Origin of the sequence: Microcoleus sp. OTE_8_concoct_300 (genome assembly GCF_031383065.1) — a bacterium.
GTDB lineage: Bacteria > Cyanobacteriota > Cyanobacteriia > Cyanobacteriales > Microcoleaceae > Microcoleus.
The window spans coordinates 1-2,300 of the sequence record NZ_JANMZH010000244.1; the positions used below are offsets into that span (position 1 = coordinate 1).

The 2,300-nt window shown below is 44.0% G+C and carries 3 protein-coding genes; 2 read left to right on the forward strand and 1 reads right to left on the reverse strand.

What is annotated here, in order from left to right; all coding sequences use genetic code 11:
• Window positions 1–531, reverse strand: a 531-nt coding sequence (locus tag ACUVJL_RS11660) for a phytochelatin synthase family protein (RefSeq protein ID WP_445245994.1), incomplete at its 3' end; no start/stop codon positions are given.
• 271 nt (window positions 532–802) lie between these two features.
• Between ACUVJL_RS11660 and ACUVJL_RS11665 the strand changes: the two genes are divergently transcribed.
• Together ACUVJL_RS11665 and ACUVJL_RS11670 are read left to right on the forward strand one after the other, a co-directional pair.
• A complete protein-coding gene (locus ACUVJL_RS11665) occupies window positions 803–1,693 on the forward strand; it encodes a hypothetical protein (RefSeq protein ID WP_445245995.1) in 891 nt (296 codons plus the stop codon).
• A gap of 16 nt (window positions 1,694–1,709) precedes the next feature.
• The coding region (locus ACUVJL_RS11670) for a hypothetical protein (protein ID WP_445245996.1) at window positions 1,710–2,300 on the forward strand (591 nt) is incomplete at its 3' end.

Below are 2,300 nucleotides of genomic sequence, written 5' to 3' on the forward strand. Positions count from 1 at the left end.
GCCTGAACGGCCAAGGTTGGCTTTAGCTTGGGTACGAAATTGGTTAAGTGTTGTCTCCGACGCATAGTAGACCTCAACTTTGACGTTGTGACTTCTCAGTAAGGCTGCTAATTCATCAAGAGTCATCCCCGAAAAAGTGACTGCATAAGAAGAACGGATATTCTGGGTTTGACCGTCAAAAAAGGTGTCTTGGGTTAGGGGACGATATTCGTGTCTTTTGCTGCCGAGTGCATTCAGAACCGTCACACTGCTAGCCACACCACAATAGGCTGGACGTTTTTGGGTTTCAATGTGGGCGCTAAGCGGTTGAAAATCCTGTTTGATCTTGCTCTGGTTCAGTAGCTGTTGTCCTTCGGGTGATTCTAGAGAAACCAAAGTTTTGGGGAGTGGTAGTCGGTCAACAGAAGGTGGCGAGAAGGCTTTCCAGGTAAAAACGCTTAAACCTGTGCCGAAGATTAGTAGAATACCCCCTCCAGCTTTTATTAGTCGCCCTCGCCATCGGTGATTCCCAGACTTTTGATTTAAGTCCATATCTTCATCTCTCTCAAGAACAGTGGTTTGAAAAAAGTCTTAGTCAGAATTGGTCGTTGGATAATTAAACTTTACAACGTCTAAATCTTGCCATCGGGTTAGTAGCTCTGGTAACTATCGCCTTTGCTTTGGACATCATTATTATAGCAAGTCTTTTCCTTGTTAAAATTTCATTATAATTCAGCAAAAATATTATTTTTATAAAGCGGTCTGAAAAACTTGGATTCTGTAATATAATTTGGAAATCTCTGCCTGGGAGCAAGATTGCATCATGCCACCAATGCCAACAGTCACAGTCAAATCAGGATACAAGCCACAATCTATCGATACCAGCATTGAGGCGGATGTGCTGATGTTTCAGCTATTGCGACAGTTAACGCCCCAACAAAAAGTACAGCGGACTTGCGCTTTCAATCAAGCGGTGCGAAGGCTGGCAATATCGGGAATAAAGAACCAGTATCCCAATGCTACTGAGGCAAAAGTTCGGCAAGAATTTATTAAAAGGTGCTTGGGAGCTGAGTGGATAAAAGTTTTATCAGACAGTAAAGATTGGGGTGAACTCGTGATTGCAGATCCGATCGAATTAGCGCAAAAAATAGCCAGCATCTTGCTACCGCTGAATATTCCTTATGTGGTTGGCGGTTCCGTGGCAAGTTCGCTGTTGGGAGAGAACAGGTCTACGCAAGACTTGGACTTAGTGATTGACCTGGAAGCGCAAACAGCACAGAGACTAATTGATGCCATGTCAGGCGAGTTTTACATAAGCGAGTCGGCTGTGACTGAAGCAATTGCCAAGTCAAAAGCAGCACCCCGCGAATCATCGTTCAATGTCATCTATTTGCCTTCTATGGAGAAAGCGGATATTTTTGTGATGGGCAGCGATGACCCTTTTTCGGCTTCGGTGATGAGTCGTCGCCAACTTTACCCTGTTAGCGGTTTAACAAGGGAGGGAATCTACATCTACTCGCCCGAAGATATCGTCCTGCAAAAACTCAGTTGGTACAAACTAACTCCCGGCGGTTCTCAAAAACAATGGAGGGATGTGTTGGGAGTTTTGAAAGTGCAAGGGGAACGACTCGATCGAGCTTACTTGAACCAGTGGGCTGTTACACTCAAACTAACAGATTTGCTCTCTGGAGCGTTGCTTCAATCAGGATATTAAGCGTCGGTAATTTAGAATGAAACAAAACAAACAACAGCTTGCTATTGCCAATAAAATCAAAAAATGGATTCAAACTACCCAAGAAGTTGAAAAAGCTCGACTTGCCATACCGATAACCAGGCTGACGAGTATCAAAAGTCTGTGCGTTGATGAAGTCGCTGCCGAAAAGTTTGGACTCTACATTGCTCAACGGGTGCAACAGCAGATAAATCAGGCAACTTGTCCCGAACATTTCACCAGTGAAGAATGGGCACAGCAACAACAGTTAGTGAATGAGGCAATCACACTGATGCAAAGTTACTTAGAAAGTCCTAGTTACGAAAGCAGGCAATTTCTCAGAAACTTATTGAGAGACATTGATGGCTTGCAAGGGGATGACTACCGTAATTTTAGGTGGGCAACGGTGCGCTTTGTCCGCAGCGGAGATTTATTAAAGCTAGAGTATGCACTGCGGTGTTTCGTAGAGACAGATTTTCCCTATTGGGCTTACAAACTAGCTAGAGAATATGTAGAGCGTTATGGTTTGCAGTCTGGTTCAGGTATCGTGGCTGAATCAATACCCATGTTGTTGGAGGTAGCAGAATTTTGGTGTCAGTATTATTTCGAT

Bases quoted from the DNA above. Each gene is read 5' to 3' on its own strand.
- ACUVJL_RS11665 (WP_445245995.1), top strand. From the start codon at position 803: ATGCCACCAATGCCAACAGTCACAGTCAAATCAGGATACAAGCCACAA.